The 721-nt window shown below is 64.6% G+C and carries 1 protein-coding gene; it reads right to left on the bottom strand.

Going from position 1 to position 721, the window contains the following annotated elements; translation table 11 throughout:
- Positions 1–721 (bottom strand): hypothetical protein (locus B9Z41_RS17090; protein WP_199173018.1); only part of this gene is annotated, 721 nt, incomplete at both ends.

The raw sequence follows: 721 nt of genomic DNA, 5'->3' as shown, positions 1-721 counted from the left end.
TCGTCTGCCGTGTTCGCTATCGCCGCTTGCACTGCCGCCAGGTTGTCTGCTGTCACCCCGCTCACACCCAGCGCTTGCAGTTGGGCCAGGCTCGGCCCGCTTGTCCCACCTGCTGCCGCAATCACCGCCTCTGCCGCACTCGCCAAGACCTGCAACTCCGCCGCCGTGTCCACCTCCGTTTGCGCTTTTGCGTCCACCACGTCGTTGAGCAAGCTCGTGCTCTTAGCACCCAAACCCTCCACCCCCAACAAGCCGTATTGCGCTGTCGTCACGCTCACGTTGTCATCGCTCGCGTCTGCATCCGCTCCCGCCAACACCAACTTGTACGCATCCACCAGCGCCTGCACTTCTGCCGTCGTGTCCACGCTCGTTGCACTCACCCCTGTCGTGTTGAGCACGCTGTTGATCGCTTTGAGGTTGTCCGCCGTCACCCCACTCACCCCAGCCGCCCCATACACCTCCACCCCAGGACTGCTGTCGCTTGCGCTGTTGCTTGTCGCCGCTTCGCTCAACGTGCTCAGCGCACTTGCCGCCGCACTTGCCGCTGCACTCACCACCGACTGCAGCGCGCTCAGGCTACTCACCCCTGAGCCATCGTCTGCCGTGTTCGCTATCGCCGCTTGCACTGCCGCCAGGTTGTCTGCTGTCACCCCGCTCACACCCAGCGCTTGCAGTTGGGCCAGGCTCGGCCCGCTTGTCCCACCTGCTGCCGCAATCACCG

The sequence above is a fragment of the Limnohabitans sp. JirII-31 genome, from assembly GCF_002778315.1.
GTDB lineage: Bacteria > Pseudomonadota > Gammaproteobacteria > Burkholderiales > Burkholderiaceae_C > Limnohabitans.
This window is presented reverse-complemented; position numbering and strand designations above follow the sequence as displayed.